Origin of the sequence: Maribellus maritimus (genome assembly GCF_022267315.1) — a bacterium.
Classification (GTDB): domain Bacteria; phylum Bacteroidota; class Bacteroidia; order Bacteroidales; family Prolixibacteraceae; genus Draconibacterium; species Draconibacterium maritimum.
Map to the genome: position 1 here is coordinate 85,448 of NZ_JAIKLE010000014.1, position 17,232 is coordinate 102,679.

The 17,232-nt window shown below is 39.1% G+C and carries 15 protein-coding genes; 3 read left to right on the forward strand and 12 right to left on the reverse strand.

All coding sequences use genetic code 11. The annotated features are described in order from the left end of the window. Nucleotides 1-25 precede the first annotated feature (25 nt). Entirely contained in the window at nt 26-1,414 is a 1,389-nt protein-coding gene (locus K5G00_RS13950; RefSeq protein WP_238766790.1) for a sialate O-acetylesterase, read from the forward strand. On the opposite strand, the gene K5G00_RS13955 is transcribed toward K5G00_RS13950, so the two are convergent. The 6 genes from K5G00_RS13955 to K5G00_RS13980 form a co-directional block, all read right to left on the reverse strand. Next, complete coding sequence (locus tag K5G00_RS13955) at nt 1,415-2,128, reverse strand: LytR/AlgR family response regulator transcription factor (protein WP_238766791.1); 714 nt, start codon at nt 2,126-2,128, stop codon at nt 1,415-1,417. 1 nt (nt 2,129) lies between these two features. Next, complete coding sequence (locus tag K5G00_RS13960) at nt 2,130-3,215, reverse strand: sensor histidine kinase (protein WP_238766792.1); 1,086 nt, start codon at nt 3,213-3,215, stop codon at nt 2,130-2,132. A 67-nt stretch (nt 3,216-3,282) separates the two neighbouring features. Next, nucleotides 3,283-4,503 carry an ABC transporter permease gene (locus K5G00_RS13965; protein ID WP_238766793.1) on the reverse strand — a complete coding sequence of 407 codons (1,221 nt, stop codon included), beginning with the start codon at nt 4,501-4,503 and terminating at the stop codon, nt 3,283-3,285. A 12-nt stretch (nt 4,504-4,515) separates the two neighbouring features. Beyond that, complete coding sequence (locus K5G00_RS13970; RefSeq protein WP_262921363.1) at nt 4,516-5,268, reverse strand: ABC transporter ATP-binding protein; 753 nt, start codon at nt 5,266-5,268, stop codon at nt 4,516-4,518. Between the two features lie 41 nt (nt 5,269-5,309). Then, nucleotides 5,310-6,548, reverse strand: coding sequence for an efflux RND transporter periplasmic adaptor subunit (locus K5G00_RS13975; protein WP_238766794.1), 1,239 nt, complete (start codon nt 6,546-6,548; stop codon nt 5,310-5,312). A gap of 25 nt (nt 6,549-6,573) precedes the next feature. Beyond that, a complete protein-coding gene (locus K5G00_RS13980) occupies nt 6,574-7,905 on the reverse strand; it encodes a TolC family protein (RefSeq protein WP_238766795.1) in 1,332 nt (443 codons plus the stop codon). Nucleotides 7,906-8,399: 494 nt separating this feature from the next. Here K5G00_RS13980 and K5G00_RS13985 point away from each other — a divergent pair, with 494 nt between their 5' ends. Then, entirely contained in the window at nt 8,400-11,048 is a 2,649-nt protein-coding gene (locus K5G00_RS13985) for a DUF5916 domain-containing protein (protein WP_238766796.1), read from the forward strand. A 64-nt stretch (nt 11,049-11,112) separates the two neighbouring features. Here the strand turns inward: K5G00_RS13985 and K5G00_RS13990 are convergent, their stop codons facing one another. The 6 genes from K5G00_RS13990 to K5G00_RS14015 form a co-directional block, all read right to left on the reverse strand. Further along, nucleotides 11,113-11,889, reverse strand: coding sequence for a zinc metalloprotease (locus tag K5G00_RS13990; protein ID WP_238766797.1), 777 nt, complete (start codon nt 11,887-11,889; stop codon nt 11,113-11,115). Between the two features lie 76 nt (nt 11,890-11,965). Further along, nucleotides 11,966-12,745 carry an alpha/beta fold hydrolase gene (locus tag K5G00_RS13995; protein ID WP_238766798.1) on the reverse strand — a complete coding sequence of 260 codons (780 nt, stop codon included), beginning with the start codon at nt 12,743-12,745 and terminating at the stop codon, nt 11,966-11,968. A 94-nt stretch (nt 12,746-12,839) separates the two neighbouring features. Next, a complete protein-coding gene (locus tag K5G00_RS14000; protein ID WP_238766799.1) occupies nt 12,840-13,613 on the reverse strand; it encodes an NIPSNAP family protein in 774 nt (257 codons plus the stop codon). Between the two features lie 91 nt (nt 13,614-13,704). Next, complete coding sequence (locus K5G00_RS14005) at nt 13,705-14,895, reverse strand: aldo/keto reductase (RefSeq protein ID WP_238766800.1); 1,191 nt, start codon at nt 14,893-14,895, stop codon at nt 13,705-13,707. 159 nt (nt 14,896-15,054) lie between these two features. Continuing rightward, nucleotides 15,055-15,870 carry a ThuA domain-containing protein gene (locus K5G00_RS14010; RefSeq protein WP_238766801.1) on the reverse strand — a complete coding sequence of 272 codons (816 nt, stop codon included), beginning with the start codon at nt 15,868-15,870 and terminating at the stop codon, nt 15,055-15,057. A gap of 232 nt (nt 15,871-16,102) precedes the next feature. Further along, nucleotides 16,103-16,612, reverse strand: a complete 510-nt coding sequence (locus K5G00_RS14015) for a DUF6702 family protein (protein WP_238766802.1) — start codon at nt 16,610-16,612, stop codon at nt 16,103-16,105. A gap of 44 nt (nt 16,613-16,656) precedes the next feature. Between K5G00_RS14015 and K5G00_RS14020 the strand changes: the two genes are divergently transcribed. Then, nucleotides 16,657-17,232 carry a HupE/UreJ family protein gene (locus K5G00_RS14020; protein ID WP_238766803.1) on the forward strand — a complete coding sequence of 192 codons (576 nt, stop codon included), beginning with the start codon at nt 16,657-16,659 and terminating at the stop codon, nt 17,230-17,232.

The window sequence follows — 17,232 nt, forward strand, 5'->3', positions numbered from 1 at the left end:
TGAAACCGTTATTCTTCTGCAAAAAATGAAAAAGATACGAAAACTGTCAATTTTAGTTATCTCTGTATTTATTGGTTTTTATCATTCAGCAGTAGCCAGTATTTCGCTTCCTGAGATATTTTCAGATAATATGGTACTTCAGCAAAACGCAGAAGTCAAATTCTGGGGCTGGGCAAAACCGGGCGAGACTGTAGCTATAAAAGGTGACTGGATGGACGAATCAAAGTCGATCAAAGTAGAAAGTCAGGGAACCTGGGAAATAGAACTGAAAACGCCGGGGGCTGGAGGCCCCTATAACATCGCAATAGAAGGTTACAACAAAATTGTACTCAAAAATGTCCTCGTTGGCGAAGTCTGGTTATGTTCCGGTCAATCGAATATGGAATGGACCGCGATGGCAGGTATTAACAATCGCGATGAAGAAATTGCCGCAGCTGATTATCCCGAAATACGTCTTTTTACTGTGCAGAACAGTTCTTCGCTTTATCCACAGGAACATTGTACAGGAGTATGGAAAGCATGTTCGCCGGAAACCATGAAAGATTTTAGTGCTGTTGCATATTTTTTTGGACGACAGCTCCAAAAAGAGATGGGGGTTCCGGTAGGTTTAATTAATTCTAGTTGGGGAGGAACACCAGCCGAAGCATGGATGCCGGAGAAAGTTATTAAGAACGATGATTTTCTGCAGACCGCCGCTGCTTTAAAAAAAACTGTTCCCTGGGGACCTGTTGAACCAGGACGAATTTATAACGCAATGATTTTTCCGCTTATTCCTTTTCGTATTGCAGGAGTGTTGTGGTATCAGGGCGAAGCAAATACCATAAACGGCTATGCCTATACCAGGTTATTGTCAAATTTAATCGCAAGCTGGCGGAACAACTGGGGATATAATTTTCCTTTTTATTTTGCTCAGATTGCACCTTACAAATATGGAAAACCGCTGGAGGGAGTCATAGTCAGAGAGGCACAGAGAAAAACCCTGGAGGAAGTTGAAAATACAGGAATGGTAGTACTTAGCGATATTGGTGATACAACCAATATTCATCCTAAAAATAAACAGGATGTGGGCTTGCGATTTGCAAATATGGCTTTAAACCGCTATTATGAAACCGAAAAAATAGAAGATTCCGGTCCACTTTTTAAATCGATAGAGATCGACAAAAACAAAGCGTTAATCTCTTTTGAACACGCTACTGGATTATATGCGAAAGGCAATAGTTTAAATTGTTTTGAAATTGCGGGCGATGATAATGTATATTACCCCGCAGTTGCCAAGATTAAGGGAGAGCAGGTTATTATTCAGTCAAAAAAAGTAAAAGAGCCTGTGAATGTTCGGTTTGCGTGGCGGAATACTGCAACTCCAAATTTATTTAACGGAGCGGGTTTACCGGCGTCGTGTTTTTGTACTGAGTAATTATAAAAAATTTTTATCGAGGAATTCCTGAAATTTATCTTTGTATTGTTCGCTTACCGGAATGTAGGTTTTCCCAAAAACAATCCTGCTGCGTTCTATGGTTTCAATCTTTTCGAGGTTAACAATGTAGGAACGATGTACACGCATAAATTTTTCGGAGGGAAGTTTTGCTTCCAACGCCTTTAACGTATTTAGCGAAAGAATCGGTTTGGTTTCGTTTTGAAGATAAACTTTCACATAATCTTTTAACCCCTCAATATATTTGATTTCGTTAAAATTTATTCGCCGTATTTTATATTCCGATTTTAAAAACAAAAATTCGTTATTGGCTTCAACTTTTTCGTGCGACTGCTTTTCGAGGCCAATCAATTTTTGTGCTTTTTTTGCGGCTGTCAGGAATTCTTCATAATTAAAAGGTTTAAGCAGGTAATCCACAGCCTCAAGCTTAAACCCTTCAAGTGCATATTTTTCATAGGCGGTTGTAAAAATAATTTTTGGCCGGTTTTGAAGAATACGCGTAAATTCAATTCCCGAAAGGTCGGGCATGTGAATATCGAGGAAAATTAAATCAACGCTTTTATTGTTGAGAAAATCCATTGCATCCAACGGATTATCAAAAGTATCAACCAGTTCCAGAAAAGGTGTTTTCGAAATATAACCTTCAACCAACTGCAGGGCGAGGGGTTCATCGTCGATAGCAATGGTTCGTATCATATCAGCAGTCTTTTAAATCAATTTCAAGTGAAACATCAAATTCCTTTTCTGTAGGCTCAATGGTTAAAACATATTTATCAGGAAAAATCAGGTTCAACCGTTTTTTTACATTTTCCAATCCGATACCGGAATGATTTTCATTAATTTCCTTGTCGGCTTGTCTTCCAATACTGTTTTTACAAGTAAACAAAATTTTACAATCGTCAACTTTCATAGCGATGTAAATAAACGATTTCTCGCGGTAACTGATGCCGTGTTTAAATGCATTTTCAATAAACGGAATAAACAGCAGCGGCGGAACTTTCAGATTATTATCGTTTGCCGGAAGATCTACCTGAAGGTCGACTTTTCGGGAAAGCCGCAACCGCATCAGGTCAATATAATGATTCAGAAAATTTATTTCGTGGCTCAGTTGCGTTAAGCCACTTTCTGATTCATACAACAGGTAACGCATCAAACGCGAAAGCTTCATCACTGCTTCCTGGGCGTCGGTTGTGTTTATTTCAATAAGTGAATAAATATTATTGAGCGTATTAAAGAAAAAATGCGGACTCACCTGGTTCTTCAGAAACGCCAGTTCGGAGTGTAATTTTTCTTTTTCCAATTCTTTCTGTCGTTTTTCACTGGCCGAATGTTTTTCTATTACCCTAAGCCCCAGCGAAAATACTGTAATAATAATTGAAACGATACTATACTGGTAGGTTTGGAACAATCGAAAAGGTGGTCGTCTGCGTCTTTCACGTGTCAGGTTTTCAACGCCTTCCCTGATAGCCCGTTCTCTTTCAGGATTGTGGTCAAAGCTATTGATATAAATAAAAACAAAATAAAAGCCAATAATCAGGGCCGCTGCAACAATAAAATACACCGTTTTTTTCTCTTTGAAATAAAACCGGGGCACCAGCCACAAGTAATTGAAATAGAAGATAAAACCAAAAACTGCTGCTGAGAGGTATAAATCCCAGGGAATAAAGTCGATGTTTCCCCTGTATCGTCTGATGATTATTTGCGGCAAAATAAGCAGTATAAACCAGGCGAGAAAGTGAAGCAATACGGGAAGTCCTTTTTTTCTAACAGTTGAAATATTCATTTTTGTGTTTTTTACCTCGAAACAAAAATAACTTTTTCCATGGGTTATCTCTGTTTTTCAGGTTATTTTACTCATGTCTCAAAGCATCAATCGGGTTAAGGCCGGCAGCTTTTCGTGCCGGATACCATCCAAAGAAAATACCAATTACCGAACAAACCAGGAACGAAACGGCAATTGCCTGTGTCATAATCACCATGGGGAAATTTAACAGCGTGGTTGCCACATACGAAATCAGAAGTCCGAATATGATCCCGATAATTCCACCAACAATACTTAAAAGCACTGCTTCAATCAGAAACTGCGCCAGGATGTCGATGCCACGTCCGCCAACCGACATGCGCAACCCGATTTCCTTTGTTCTTTCCGTAACCGAAACATACATAATATTCATAATTCCGATACCCCCCACCAAAAGCGAAATACCGGCAATGGCGCCTAAAAGCATGGTCAGCATATCGCTGATGGATGAAAATGTTTCCACCATTTCAGCCTGCGAACGTACCTGGAAATCATCCGCTTCGCTTTCTCTAAGTTTGTGTTCTCTTCGTAAAATGGTTTCAATTTCGTCAATGGCTACATCCGATTTTTCTTCACTCACTGCCGAAGCATAAATTGATTGGATATGCGTGATTGCCAGCATTCTTCTTTGAACCGAAGTGTAGGGTGCAATCAACATGTCGTCCTGGTCCATTCCCATTCCGTTTTCTCCTTTTTCTTTTAATACGCCAATAATCTTAAGCGGAATTCCTTTAAAACGAATGGTTTGCCCCACTGGATCAACATTGTCTTCAAACAGATTTTCCACAACGGTTTGCCCCACCAGGCATACTTTGGCAAGCGATTTTATTTCCCGTTCGGTAAAAATCCGGCCGTCTTCAATTTCATATTTTCGAATATCAAGGTAATTTGCATTCACACCATAAATAGAAGTGGGCCAGTTTTTATTTCCATTTACAGCCTGTCCGCTCGAACTCACTTGGGGTGAAACAGCAGAAATATTTACAGCTTCTTTTTTTATCGCTTCAATATCTGAAATTTGCAATGATTCTGTATCGGAATTTCCCATCATTACGCCACCACGTCGTTCCGTGCCAGGCCGAATCATAATCATATTTGTGCCCATATCCGACATTTCTTCCTGTATGCTTTTTTTGGACCCTTCGCCAATAGAAAGCATTCCGATTACTGAACCCACGCCAATAATAATCCCCAGCATCGTAAGAATCGCTCTGAATTTATTTCTTTTCAGAGCATTGGTTGCAATTTTTGTAAGATTTTTATAGTTCATTTTCTGATAATTTTATGATGCAAACTCTTCTTCCACCGGCAGAGCTTCAATGAGTTCTGAGGCGTTAAAACGGTCGGTTACATCGTTTTCTTTTTGGATTCGTCCGTCGCGGAAGATTACATTCCGTTTCATAAAACGGGCAATATCCGCTTCGTGCGTGACAAATACGATGGTTTTTCCGTCGTTATTTAGTTTCTGAAAAAGCTCCATTATTTCGTAAGAAGTGCGTGTATCAAGGTTGCCGGTGGCTTCATCGGCCAGGATAACAACGGGATCGTTTACCAACGATCGGGCGATTGCCACACGTTGCTGCTGTCCGCCCGACAATTGGTTGGGCATGTGATCCATACGGTCAGAAAGCCCTACCTGTTTCAAAGCGTGTTTGGCACGTTCCCTGCGTTCTTTAGCTTTTACTTTTGAGTTATAGTACAACGGAAGTTCCACATTTTCGAGTGCTGTGGTACGTGGTAAAAGGTTGTACGACTGAAAAATAAATCCCAGTTTATTGTTTCGCAATGCAGCCAGTTGATTTTTATTTAGTTTACCCATGTTCACTCCGTCCAAAAGATAATCACCGTCGGTGGGTTTATCGAGGCACCCTAAAATGTTTAGCATTGTTGATTTTCCTGAACCACTGGCTCCCATAATGGCTGCAAAGTCTCCTTCAAAAATTTCCAGATCAATTCCACGCAGGGCATGTACGATCATCTCGCCAACATGGTAATCTTTTCGAAGTTCTTTTACTTTTATAATTGCTTTTTTCATTGTGTTTCCTGTTTAAATGATTTCTAAAGCGGTTTTATTTTTTACCGTCTTCCGGGAGGTCCCGGCATAAAAGGGTTGCCTCCTGCAGTAGGAGCACTGGCAATTTTCCCGGTTTCTTCCATGTCCAGAATCACTTCGTCACCCGGATTTATTCCTGCCAAAATTTCTACATTAATATCGTCGTCCATGCCTGTTTTTACTGGAATCGGGCGAATAACAGAATCTTTTTTCACCCAAACTACGTTGCCCTGGTTGGCCTGTGCATTTCCTGTTACCTGCTTATTGGCATTACTTTCCGGTATTTGTCCACCTTCCGGGCCGTCGGGTTTTGGCCGGGCACTCATATAACTTAAAAGCAGTTTCTGGTCGGGATTAAAACGCAGTGCTTTACTTGGCACTACCAGTATATCTTTTCTTTCCTGAACATAAATCTCTGTTTCTGCTGTCATTCCCGGCATCAGTTTAAAATCAGGATTTGGCGCTGAAATAATGATGGTATAAGTAACTACATTGTTGGTAACCGTAGGTTCCAAACGCACTTCGGTTACTTCTCCTTCAAAAACATCATCAGGAAATGCGTCAACAGTGAATTCCACACGCTGTCCTTCTTTCACCTGGCCTATATCAGCTTCATCTACATCGGCTTCCACGCGCATTTGCGTAAGGTCGTTGGCAATGGTAAAAAGGGTGGGAGTGTTAAAACTTGCCGCCACAGTCTGGCCTTCTTCAACAGCCCGGTTTAACACAATTCCATCGATGGGCGAGTGAATAAACGCGTAATTTAAATTGATCTGATTTCTTCTGTGTGAAGCAATTGCACTGTTGTAATTTGCTTTTGCTTTGTTCAGGTTATATACTGTTTGGTCGAAGTCTGACTGCGAAATCAGTTTTTTATCATTGAGTGGTGCTAAACGATTGTAATTGGCTTGCTGGTAATCCAGTTCTGCCTTTGCATTGTCGAGCGTTGCCTGGCTTTGTTCCAGCTGAGCAACAAGGTTTGTTGTGTCAATTTGTGCAATTACCTGGTTTCTTTTTACATACGAGTTGAAATCCACATAAATGTTTTCAATAATTCCGGATACCTGTGTACCTACCTCAACCGTGGAAATCGCTTCGAGCGTTCCTGTTGCCGTTACCGTTTTGCTCACCGAACCGGTTTCAGCTTTTGCTGTTTCGATGTTGATTTTATCGGCATTTACTTTTTTGGGTTTTAGTGCCATAAATGCAATGGCTGAAGCGGCTGCAAGAATTGCGATAATAAAAATGGTTCTCTTTTTCATTGTATTGTGTTTTTAATTGTTTCGGTTAAAGTGTGATAGGATTCCCGATGTAGAAATCGAGGATTTTATAGTTGAAAATCAGGTTGTATTTCGACTGAAGTAATTCACTTTCAGCTAGAATGTAATTTGTTCTCTCATACAGAAAATCAACTGAATTAATCAATCCGTTTTTAAATTTTTCTTCTGCCAGGTTATAAGATTCCGATGTGGAATTGTACTGCTCAAGGCTTGCTTCGTATTCTGTTTGAGCTGAAACCACATCCACAGTCACCTGTTCAATTTCTTTACGCAGCTGGTTTTTTGTGTCAATTTCCTGAAGTTGAGCATTTTGGTAGTTTATTTCTGCCAGCGAAACACTGGTTTTTACCTGCTTTTTCTGAAAAACAGGAATGGACAATGAAAGTCCGAACGAAGGTGAAATCTGGTCGTTTAACTGGTTAAAATACCCTGCCTCAGATAGGTTGGAATACCCGGTTCCTAATCCTGCTTCTGCTGAAAGTGTGGGATAATAACCGGCTTCTGCAATCTTTCTGTTTAATGCCGCACTCTCTTTAATGAATTCTGCACTTTTTATCTGAGGTTTAATTTCCAGCGCAATGGCATAAATATCAGAAGAAAGTGGCGAAAGGTTCTGGTTCACAGAATCACCCAAATCAGGATTGACAATAGTAAAATCCTCGTTAACCGGGAGTTCCATCAATTGCATCAGGTTTACACGTGCAATGGCAAACTGACTGTTTGCATTTGCCAAACTCAGTTTTTCAGATGCCAGTTGTGATTTTACCTGCAAATAATCCGACTGCGAAATAATCCCTAAATTTAAACGCTCCTGTGCAAGATTTAACTGTTCTGTTGTCGATTTAATCTGACGTTCGGCGTTTTTTACCTGCTCGGCTGTAAATAATACCTGCAAATAGGCATTCAAGATGCTAATAGTAACCGACTCCTTTATGGTTTCCGAGTCGTAAATACCTGCCTGCATATCGAACTCTGCCTGTTTGACAAGGTTGTTTAAACGCGAACCGTTGTACAACGTAAGGCTGGAACTAACGGAGTAACTGGTGCTGTTGTTTCCTGTAAATTCAGAACTTCCCGTAGTAAAATCTTCTGAATTCGACCAACTAAAATTCTGGCGTACTGAAGCATTCACCGACGGCAATTTGTTTGCTTTTGCCTGTTTTTTGTTCACCTTGTCAGACAAATTGGCCAGAATACTTTGCCGAACCTGAATATTTTGTTCCAGCGCGTAATCAATACAATCGGTTAAACTCCAGCTTTCCGGTGTTTCAGTTTGCTGCGCTTTCAAAATAAAAGGTGAAAGAATTGAGAGAATCAAAATAATTGTTTTTGTTTTCATAACATCTTGTTGCTTTTATTCTCAAAACTATATTGGCCACCATTTTTTTGGAAATGAAATAGAAGAACCGGCAATTTTTGCCGACGGAACCGGATATTTTTAGTTTGGTGAGTTGGAATTTTTGGGTTTAAAATAAATGAGATCATTTTTTGAAATAAATTTTGGGTGTGGGAAGGTGTCTGTACTAATATCGCGACAATTCAACAGTTTTGGTGGCGAATATAGATTTGGTAAGGGGAGGGTAACGGAGATTGCTTTTTTTTAGGAACGAGCTTTTTATAATTCATCATGTCATTTTTAAACTCGAAGCAAATAACAAGATTACAGGACATAAATGGTACATCCGGAATCAGATAAAATTGACTATCAGTATTTTCGGCAAGATTCTTGATTCAGGATAAATAAGAATCATTTGAAGACAAAGTGAAACGATTCTGAAAAAAGACAGTCTTTATTTTTTAATGTCCTTTAATAACCGACAAAACTACTGGCTAATGAAGTATAAAATAGTTCCGATGATAGCTGGACTACTATTGGTTCATATGTTCACAAACTGTTTTTCGCAAAACATTGACAAAAAAGTATTTCAAACTGCGTTTACAGAAAAAGCTCCCGAAATAGATGGGGTGTTAAATGATTCCTGTTGGAATAATGTTGACTGGGGGAATGATTTTATTCAAACCCGGCCTTACGAGAATAAGCCTCCTTCGGAAAAAACAGCTTTCAAAATACTTTATGATGACGATAATTTGTATGTATTCATTCGCGCTTATGACGGTGAGCCAGAAAAGATAAGCAGGAGAATGTCGCGCAGGGATAATTTTGACGGAGATATGGTGGGTATTATTATTGACAGTTATTATGATCAGCAAACTGCTTTTTCTTTTACAGCCATGGCTTCCGGAGCAAAAGGAGATGAGGCAGTTACCCAGAACGGAAACAACTGGGATGAAAGCTGGAACCCGGTTTGGTATCTCAAAACTACCATCGACAAAGAAGGTTGGTGCGCCGAAATGAGAATACCGTTAAGTCAACTCCGGTTTGGAAAAAAAGACGAACATATTTGGGGGATTCAGCTTATACGTCATATTTTTCGCTCCGAAGAGCGTTCTATCTGGCAGTTTATACCCAAGGGGTCTCCGGGTGAAATTCATTTATATGGCGAATTACACGGTATACGTGGAATTAAACCAAAACGCCAGATTGAACTGTTGCCATATACGGTTGCACGCATGGAACGTTTTCAAAAAGAAGAAGGAAATCCTTTTCTCGACGGGAAGAAAAGTTCAATCTCTGCCGGGCTTGACGGGAAAATTGCGATAACCAATGATCTTACGCTTGACTTCTCTATAAATCCTGATTTCGGACAGGTAGAAGCGGATCCGTCGGAAGTAAACTTAACGGCTTTTGAAACCTATTTTTCGGAGAGACGTCCATTCTTTGTTGAAGGAAAAAATATATACCAGTTTCAACCTTCCAGGTCAATTGTAATTCATAATATGCAGGCTGATAACCTGTTTTACTCCCGTAGGATTGGAAGATATCCACACAATTATCCGGATCTGGGTGATGACGAAAACGCAGAAGTCCCCGAAGCAACAACTATACTCGGTGCATTAAAATTATCAGGGAAAACAAAAAACGGCTTGTCGGTTGGAATTCTGGAAAGTGTTACTGCCAACGAAAATGCCCTGATTGACAAAAACGGCAACAGAAGGGAAGAGTCGGTTGAACCGCTTACCAACTATTTTGTAGGTCGGGTACAACAGGATTTTAATAAAGGTGAAACCACTCTGGGCGGTATTGTAACCGCAGTAAACAGGGATATTACAAATCCGGCGCTTGATTATCTTCCGGCTGAAGCATATACCGGAGGAATTGATTTCAGCTATAGTTGGAAAGAACGCACATGGTATTTTAGCGGAAATGCAGAATTTAGTTATGTGAGCGGAAAGGAAGAGGCTATTAGCTGGCTTCAGGGGGCTTCAGCCAGGTATTATCAGCGTCCCGATGCTGATTATGTGTCTCTTGATTCTACACTTACTTCCTTGTCGGGATACGGAGGAACATTTAAATTCGGAAGAACCAGCGAAAAGAGACTTCAGTTTGAGACAGCGCTTACGGTTCGTTCTCCCGGGCTGGAATTTAACGATATCGGATATATGCGGTATTCCGATGTAATTCATCATGGTACCTGGGTTGCCTATTATTTGCGCGATCCGTTTTCAATATTTAATAATTTTTATCTGAACACAAACTACTGGATGTATTGGAATTTTTCAGGAAAACTACTGTCAACCTTCACCAATACAAATTTTAATGCTCAGTTTAAAAACAGATGGCGGATAAATGGGAATTTTACCCGTATAGGAGAAAATATTTCAACAAGTTTGTTACGGGGAGGTCCCTCGTTTACTTTGCCGGGAGGGCAGGAAATGAACCTGAATGTCTCAACAGACCACTCCAAAAAACTTTCGTTGTATGGCGGGAATTATCAAGGGATAGGAGATTTGAAAAATTACCGGGAACAAGCCTACTGGATGGGGGTTAACTACCGGCCGATGAATGCACTGTCTGTGTCAATTAATCCGGAATGCAGCATCTCTGAAAGCGTACTGCAATATGTGGAAACAATCCAACAGGTAAATGACCCCGCCAGGTATATCTTTGCAGAAATAGAACAGAAAACGTTGAGTTTTACTTTTCGTTTGAATTATACTTTTACCCCTGAACTTTCGCTTGAATATTATGGACAGCCATTTGTTTCTGCAGGAAAGTATTCAGAATTTAAACATATTCTGGAACCTGATGCAGATAAGTTTAAAGACAGATATCATACTTTTTTGAACAGTGAAATCAGTTATGATGCAGAAAAACGCAGTTATACAATTACAGAAAACAGCAGTGAAAGTTCAATGTATTCTTTTGACAACCCTGATTTTAATTTCCGGCAGTTTCGCTCAAATCTCGTTGTCCGGTGGGAATATTTACCCGGCTCAACGCTTTTCCTGGTTTGGTCGCAGGGCAGAACCAGTACAGCTACTAACGGAACATTTTCGTATGGGAATGATATGAGAGATCTTTTTGGAATTGATCCGCATAACGTTTTTCTGATAAAACTTTCCTATTGGGTTTCTTTATAAAAGCAGCAACGGCTGTTTCAATTTTTTTTGGAAATTCCCATTCTGAATTGTTAAAAAGAACAACTCATTTCCCTCCGTTGTTTTTTAAGTCTACCAAACAACTGGCGTCTAATGAAGGTACTTCGCCACCTCTTAAAAAGCGAACTACGCCACTGCTGTGCTCAGCGGCATAATACATCAGACAATCTTCGTTGTTGCAGTGACTTCCGTGCGAGGTGTCCTGATGATTTTCAACCATGTCAGTACCATTATTTACAAGACCAAGAATATGCCCGAATTCGTGTTTCATAACCGTTTCTTCCAAAATTTTCGTGGATGGTTTCCAAAATCCTCCGCTAAATTCATCTATCGTTTTTTCAAAAACAGCCATAGAAGTGGAAGTATAAGCAATTCCCAATACTTTTGAATCGTCCTCATTCCCGGCATAATCAGCATCGGCAAAGAAAAACCATGCTGTCAGGGTCTTTCCCTCAGGATAACTGGTCCGGCAGTTCTCTTCAATTTCTTTGATGTCAGCAAGAGAATAACTTTCCTTTTCAGGAGAAGCTATCGAGTTGGAAACAATGGTAATTCCTCCGCTTTTATTTAAAAGGTTTTCCAGAAAAACCTTTAGATTGTTTACTGCTTCAGCAGAAGGTTCAAAACCCTGTACCGCAGTTATTTCTATAACAAGTTTAACATATTTGCTTTCTGAAAGAAAATCGTTTGATTTTATTATAATATTTTCCGGCGTGTTGTCAGGATCTTCAGCAACGAGCCCTTCTTCATTTGTACAAGCCGAAAATAAAATAACAAAAACGCTAATGAACGGAATCAGGTACAGACCTATTCTTTTTGTCATAAGAGTTTATATTTTACACACATTTACTTCGGAACAAAAAAATGCCGGAGAATGTTTTCTACGCCCGAAAATCTTGTTAATCTGAAATGCTTTTTATAAAAAAAATAGAGCGTTCATTAAAAACGTTTGGCTGATCGATATTGCAAACGTGTCCGCTGTTACTGATAACTTCAAGTTTTGAATTCAGATGTTTTTTTACCAGATTCGAAACCATCGGCAAAAACATGTGGTCGCGTTCGCCCATCAAATACAATACGGGCGCTGATGCTTCTTTAATCAGGAACTCCTGCAGGTTGTCGCGAATTTCGCCCGACATGCGCAGCCACTTTTTGAATTCCTTTTCGCCCAGTCTCATAGCTTCTTTTATAAACAGTTTTCTCGACTGTGTATGTTTTTTTGATGGAATCAAAATCCACGCATTTAGTTTATAAAGCCACATATAAGGGAGAATGGAATTCAGCAGTTTGGCAACACCTAAAAGGCTGTTGATTTTTGAATTGAATTGGATAATTGCACCTCCCAGAATAATAGATTCTGCGCGTCCCGGGGCAAGTTTGTCTATGGCACGGATAACAATACATCCTAATGAAATTCCAACAAAGTGCGCTTTTTCAATTTGCAGATGATCCATAATCTGAATTACATCCTGCCCAATTTCATCAAATTTATATGTTTCTTCTTTTGAATATTCTTTTTTTGATTTTCCATGCCCACGCAGATCGACCAAAAGTACATTAAAATACTTTTTGAAATCGCGCAACTGTTTAAACCATACAACATTGCTTCCACCGGCTCCATGTATAAATACCACCCATGTTTTGGAATTTTTATGTCGAAAAGTTTTATGATAAATCATGATTCAAAAATAGAATTAAATCTAATAACCGCAAACACCGGATTTTGTTGAAAAAAGGATGTTTTATATTCCAAAACATCCTTTTTAAAATCGATTAAAAATCAGAATATTCGGTTGGATGTAACAACTGAATAACTGAATTTGAAACGGTATGTTTATATTCTTCTTTGGCTGAAAGCTCTTTCCAATCGGGGTGAGTTCGGAAAGCATTCCAATGTTCATCATGCGATTTCATATCTGAATAAGTGGTCATATACATCAGATTGGGCATGGTGCTTCCTGAAAGTACCTCACCAAAAAATACAGGTTGACTTCCTACGTTTTTAAAAATCGTAATTTCTCCGCCTTCGTTAAACATTTCAACTTTTTTCCGGTAATATTTTTCTGTTGGACCTTCGTAGCTGCGCAGTTCGTAAATTCTTTCCGATGCAGGAGTTTTGTGTTCAGGAATCGCAAACTCAGGCATATCAGCGAAAGCCCTCAAAATGATTGATTCCATTCGTTCATAAGGCGGATTTTCCCACGATGCGTTGATATAGTCGGCACCATCGGTTTGGAATTTTTTATCTTTCAAAAGAGTTGTCTCCAGTTTTTCAAACTGGTCAACATTTTTGAGTGGAATAAGCACGATTACTTTCATGCCACCACTTGCGTCAACGGGTTTAAAAACACCAACTTGTTTTACTCCGGTCCGGTGCAACGCGGGCAGGTAAGCATTTTTCAGGTAATTGTCTACAAGTGTTTCCTGGTTTTTGTCTTTCAGATTGTACACTTTTAACTGGTAGTAATCGCGTGCTGAGCCTGAAAGAGTGAGTGTAATTGCAAACAGGAATAAGGCAATAATTTTTAGTTGTTTGTTTGATTTCATTTTAAACATGATAGTTGATTTAGTTAAAATATTGCGACACAAGATATAAATTTTACATCAAATGAATTGTTGATGCAGCAATGATGTTATTTTATTCTTTTTTAGCCAGCCTAAATTCAGGTGTATACAATTCCTCGTGGGTTTCCAAAAGCATTTTCTTTAGTGGAATTTCACCGGGAACTTTTGAGCAATCTACTTTTTCAACATTGCTTTTTGAAGCTTTTAGGCCGGGAAACCAATGTCCTTTATTTTCAAATATTTTGTAACGGTATTTTCCGTAATCTTTCATGTCGTAACATTTCCACAGTTTCCGCAATCGTAAAACCGCTGGGATGTTTATTCCGGAAGGATCGTTTGAAAGATCAAAACCTTCAAAAAAGGAATAAGGATCTTTGTTTAGAAAACTGTCGAGTTTGTCTTTTATTTTTTGTTCTGTATTGCTCCAAAGTTTTGAAGAAGCAAAAATTCCTTTCATTTCCTCAAAATGCGCAGCTTCGGTCATTCCAAACGAAAGCGTATGAATCGCCCTGTTATGAAGACAGAACCTGGCGTTCCACTGGATTGGCGTTAAAGGCAGCGTTGCATTTTTCACTTTTTGAGGCGCATTAAATAATTGCCCTCCTTTATCGTTTGGGGAGATAATAAAAGTTCCCATATCATTTGCTGCCGCTTTTTCGACCGCTTCCAGGTTGTGTTGATCAAAATAGTAATAATGCAGATTTACAAATTCAAACAAGCCGGTTCCAATGGCTCCGGTAATTACATGAAGCGGTGCATGTGTACTAAATCCAACATGGCGGATAATTCCTTCTTCTTTCATTTTATGCAACTCTTCAACCGGACCTTTTGATGCACACGATTTTTGCAGTAGCTCTTCGTTGTTAATACCATGCCAGCCATAAAAATCAAGGTAGTCGGTTTGCAGGGCTTTGAGCTGTGCTTCGACCATTTTTCTCATATCGGCCGCAGTTTTCGGATTTCCCTTGGTCATCAGGTGATAGTTGTGCCGTGGAATTTTTAATTCTTCATTTAAAACTTTCCCGTAAATGTTTTCGCTTTTCCCGTAGCCCCATGCCGATTCAATGTGGTTGATTCCGTGACTCATGGCCAATTCCACTACTTCTGTTGCTTGTTTTAGAGTATCTGCAGGAATTTCATTTTTCGGCTCTCTACCTCCGTGTTTGTAACGCATACCTCCAAGGGTAACTGCACTCAGGTATTTTTCAGTTTTTCCAAAACGGCGATATTCCATGCCCGGTTTTTTATTTCGAATCTTGTTCATTTATCCGGTAGTTTTTTTTGATGAACTGCGAATTAATAAAAACTCAACGCGAATAAAAATGAATTGTTTAGGCGTTTTGTTTTCGGAGCAAAGACTTAATCTACAGAAAACAAAAAAGCACCGCGATCAGCGATGCTTTACTATATTTTTAATTTGACTTTATTGTCCGGGATAAACCGGGCTTACCCATTCTTCTTTTGGTAAATATTTGCTTCCGCTGGCCCACTTTATACCTCGTTTTAAAATTTCCCATGCTTCGGGAATATCAAAATCGGCAGGAGTATGACCGACTGAAATATAAAACACACGGCCTTCTCCAAAATATTTTTTCCAAACAACCGGAATAACGGCTCCTGTTGCCCATTCAGCATGCTCGCCTGATATTGTTGTAGTAGCAAGCACTTTTACATTGGGATCAACATGCATGTAATATTGTTCTGATTTAATATCGAAATCGTCCAATCCTTTTGTTAAAGGGTCTTTTTTATCGGTAACCTGAACCGAATAATCGATAACACCACCTGGATGTGCCACCCACTGCCCTCCAACCATAAACTGGTATTCTGTGTTATTGCGGAAAGAATCGCCCAAACCACCATGTGTGCCCGCCAGTCCGGCCCCGTTTTTTATAGCAGCCAGAAGTCCTTTTTCCTGTTCACTGGTTATTTGTCCCATTGTCCACGACTGGAAAATAAGATCCATATCTCCCATAAGTTCTTTGTTGGTGTATACTCCTAATGAATCGGAAACGGTTACAATGGCCCCTTCTTCTTTAAAAAAGGCCAGTACTTTTTCTGTTAATTCTTTTGGAAAGTGCCCGTTCCATCCACCCCAAACCATTAAAACTTTTTTCCCTTTTAGCGATGGAAGATCGTCGGCCCCTGATTTTTTTGAAGCTATCCCGGTTGTTGCTGATAATAGAAATATTACCACTAAAACGAATTGCACAAATCGGGTGTATTTTTCTTTTTGCATTGTATTAGGTTTAATTTATTTTGTTTAGTGACAAATTTAAAAATTGTTTTGTGAATTTGATGTTTTTGGGAAAAAGTAAATTATGCAGTAACTTTTTGAAAAATTATATAACTTCTTTTTTTGAGGCAGTCATAAAAGTAAACCTGACAATCCTAAGTATTTTTGTCGTTTTACTGCCAAGTCTCTGAGAAATCGATTTGTGCTTTGGGATAACTACATAAAAAGAAAATATTTAAAAATTCAGACTTCCGCTTGTATTCCCTTTTTTAAGGAGCAGATTTTTGGTTTTTCCTTTCGAAGTTACCTGTACAATGTTGTTTTGCGTGTCAAACAACTCGGTAAAAATGGTGTTTGTTACTTCTATTTTATTGAAAGTTTTTACTTCATCAGTTTCCAAATAACACCAAACTGCATCGTCTTCCATTTCTTTTCCAAGGAAAAAATAATCAAGCGTTTTTTCTTCAGTTGCAATTTGTAATTTGTCTTTTAAATAACTGAAAATGTATTTATCTGTTTCACTGTTTTCCTGAGGTTCGCCCAAATGCAGGTCTTTCACATTTCTTTGTTCAAGGGCAGCCATTAAATCGTCCGCAAAAATTCTAACAGAAATTTCCAATGCACGGTTTTGAGTGTTGTAATTTATTTGGCAAATGCTCACATAAAAAGGGTGTGCAGCGCCTGTTCCTGTTTCTGCAAAAAAAATAAGTAAAGAAAGAAAGATTATTTTTTTGACTATTTTCACCGTTTCTTTTTTTGAGTTAAATTTTCGAACAAAGGTATTAAATAATGAATTCATTCCAGCTCTATCTGACACTGGGCTTTCAGCACATCATAAATATTCATGGTTACGATCACATCGTTTTTGTTTTAACCTTGTGTGCTGCCTATTCTTTTTCTGAAATAAAAAAAGTTCTCATACTGGTTACTGCATTCACCATCGGTCATTCTGTAACACTCGCTCTTTCCACTCTAAATTACGTTTTGATTCCGGCGCCGGTAATTGAGTTTCTTATACCGGTTACCATTTTTATCACTGCCGTATCAAATTTATTTCCTGCAAAGGAAGGAAGACAAAAGCTGATTTATATTATTGCCCTGGTTTTTGGTTTGGTTCACGGGCTTGGTTTCTCAAATTACCTAAAGGAATTGCTTGGCGCCGAAACTTCTATTGTTCAACCATTGTTTGCCTTTAATGTTGGGCTTGAAATTGGGCAGATTGTAATCCTCTCAGTTTATTTTTTAATACTTGGTTTAGCCTTGAAGTTATTCCGGGTAAAACATCACATCTGGCGTATATTTATTTCCGGTGCAGCGGCCGGTATTGCGTTAACTTTAATTATTCAGAATAAATTCTGGGGATAA

Excerpts from the sequence above, each read along its gene's own strand:
- K5G00_RS13950 (WP_238766790.1), top strand. The coding sequence starts at position 26 with ATGAAAAAGATACGAAAACTGTCAATTTTAGTTATCTCTGTATTTATT.
- K5G00_RS13955 (WP_238766791.1), bottom strand. The coding sequence starts at position 2,128 with ATGATACGAACCATTGCTATCGACGATGAACCCCTCGCCCTGCAGTTG.
- K5G00_RS13960 (WP_238766792.1), bottom strand. The coding sequence starts at position 3,215 with ATGAATATTTCAACTGTTAGAAAAAAAGGACTTCCCGTATTGCTTCAC.
- K5G00_RS13965 (WP_238766793.1), bottom strand. The coding sequence starts at position 4,503 with ATGAACTATAAAAATCTTACAAAAATTGCAACCAATGCTCTGAAAAGA.
- K5G00_RS13970 (WP_262921363.1), bottom strand. The coding sequence starts at position 5,268 with ATGAAAAAAGCAATTATAAAAGTAAAAGAACTTCGAAAAGATTACCAT.
- K5G00_RS13975 (WP_238766794.1), bottom strand. The coding sequence starts at position 6,548 with ATGAAAAAGAGAACCATTTTTATTATCGCAATTCTTGCAGCCGCTTCA.
- K5G00_RS13980 (WP_238766795.1), bottom strand. The coding sequence starts at position 7,905 with ATGAAAACAAAAACAATTATTTTGATTCTCTCAATTCTTTCACCTTTT.
- K5G00_RS13985 (WP_238766796.1), top strand. The coding sequence starts at position 8,400 with ATGAAGTATAAAATAGTTCCGATGATAGCTGGACTACTATTGGTTCAT.
- K5G00_RS13990 (WP_238766797.1), bottom strand. The coding sequence starts at position 11,889 with ATGACAAAAAGAATAGGTCTGTACCTGATTCCGTTCATTAGCGTTTTT.
- K5G00_RS13995 (WP_238766798.1), bottom strand. The coding sequence starts at position 12,745 with ATGATTTATCATAAAACTTTTCGACATAAAAATTCCAAAACATGGGTG.
- K5G00_RS14000 (WP_238766799.1), bottom strand. The coding sequence starts at position 13,613 with ATGAAATCAAACAAACAACTAAAAATTATTGCCTTATTCCTGTTTGCA.
- K5G00_RS14005 (WP_238766800.1), bottom strand. The coding sequence starts at position 14,895 with ATGAACAAGATTCGAAATAAAAAACCGGGCATGGAATATCGCCGTTTT.
- K5G00_RS14010 (WP_238766801.1), bottom strand. The coding sequence starts at position 15,870 with ATGCAAAAAGAAAAATACACCCGATTTGTGCAATTCGTTTTAGTGGTA.
- K5G00_RS14020 (WP_238766803.1), top strand. The coding sequence starts at position 16,657 with ATGAATTCATTCCAGCTCTATCTGACACTGGGCTTTCAGCACATCATA.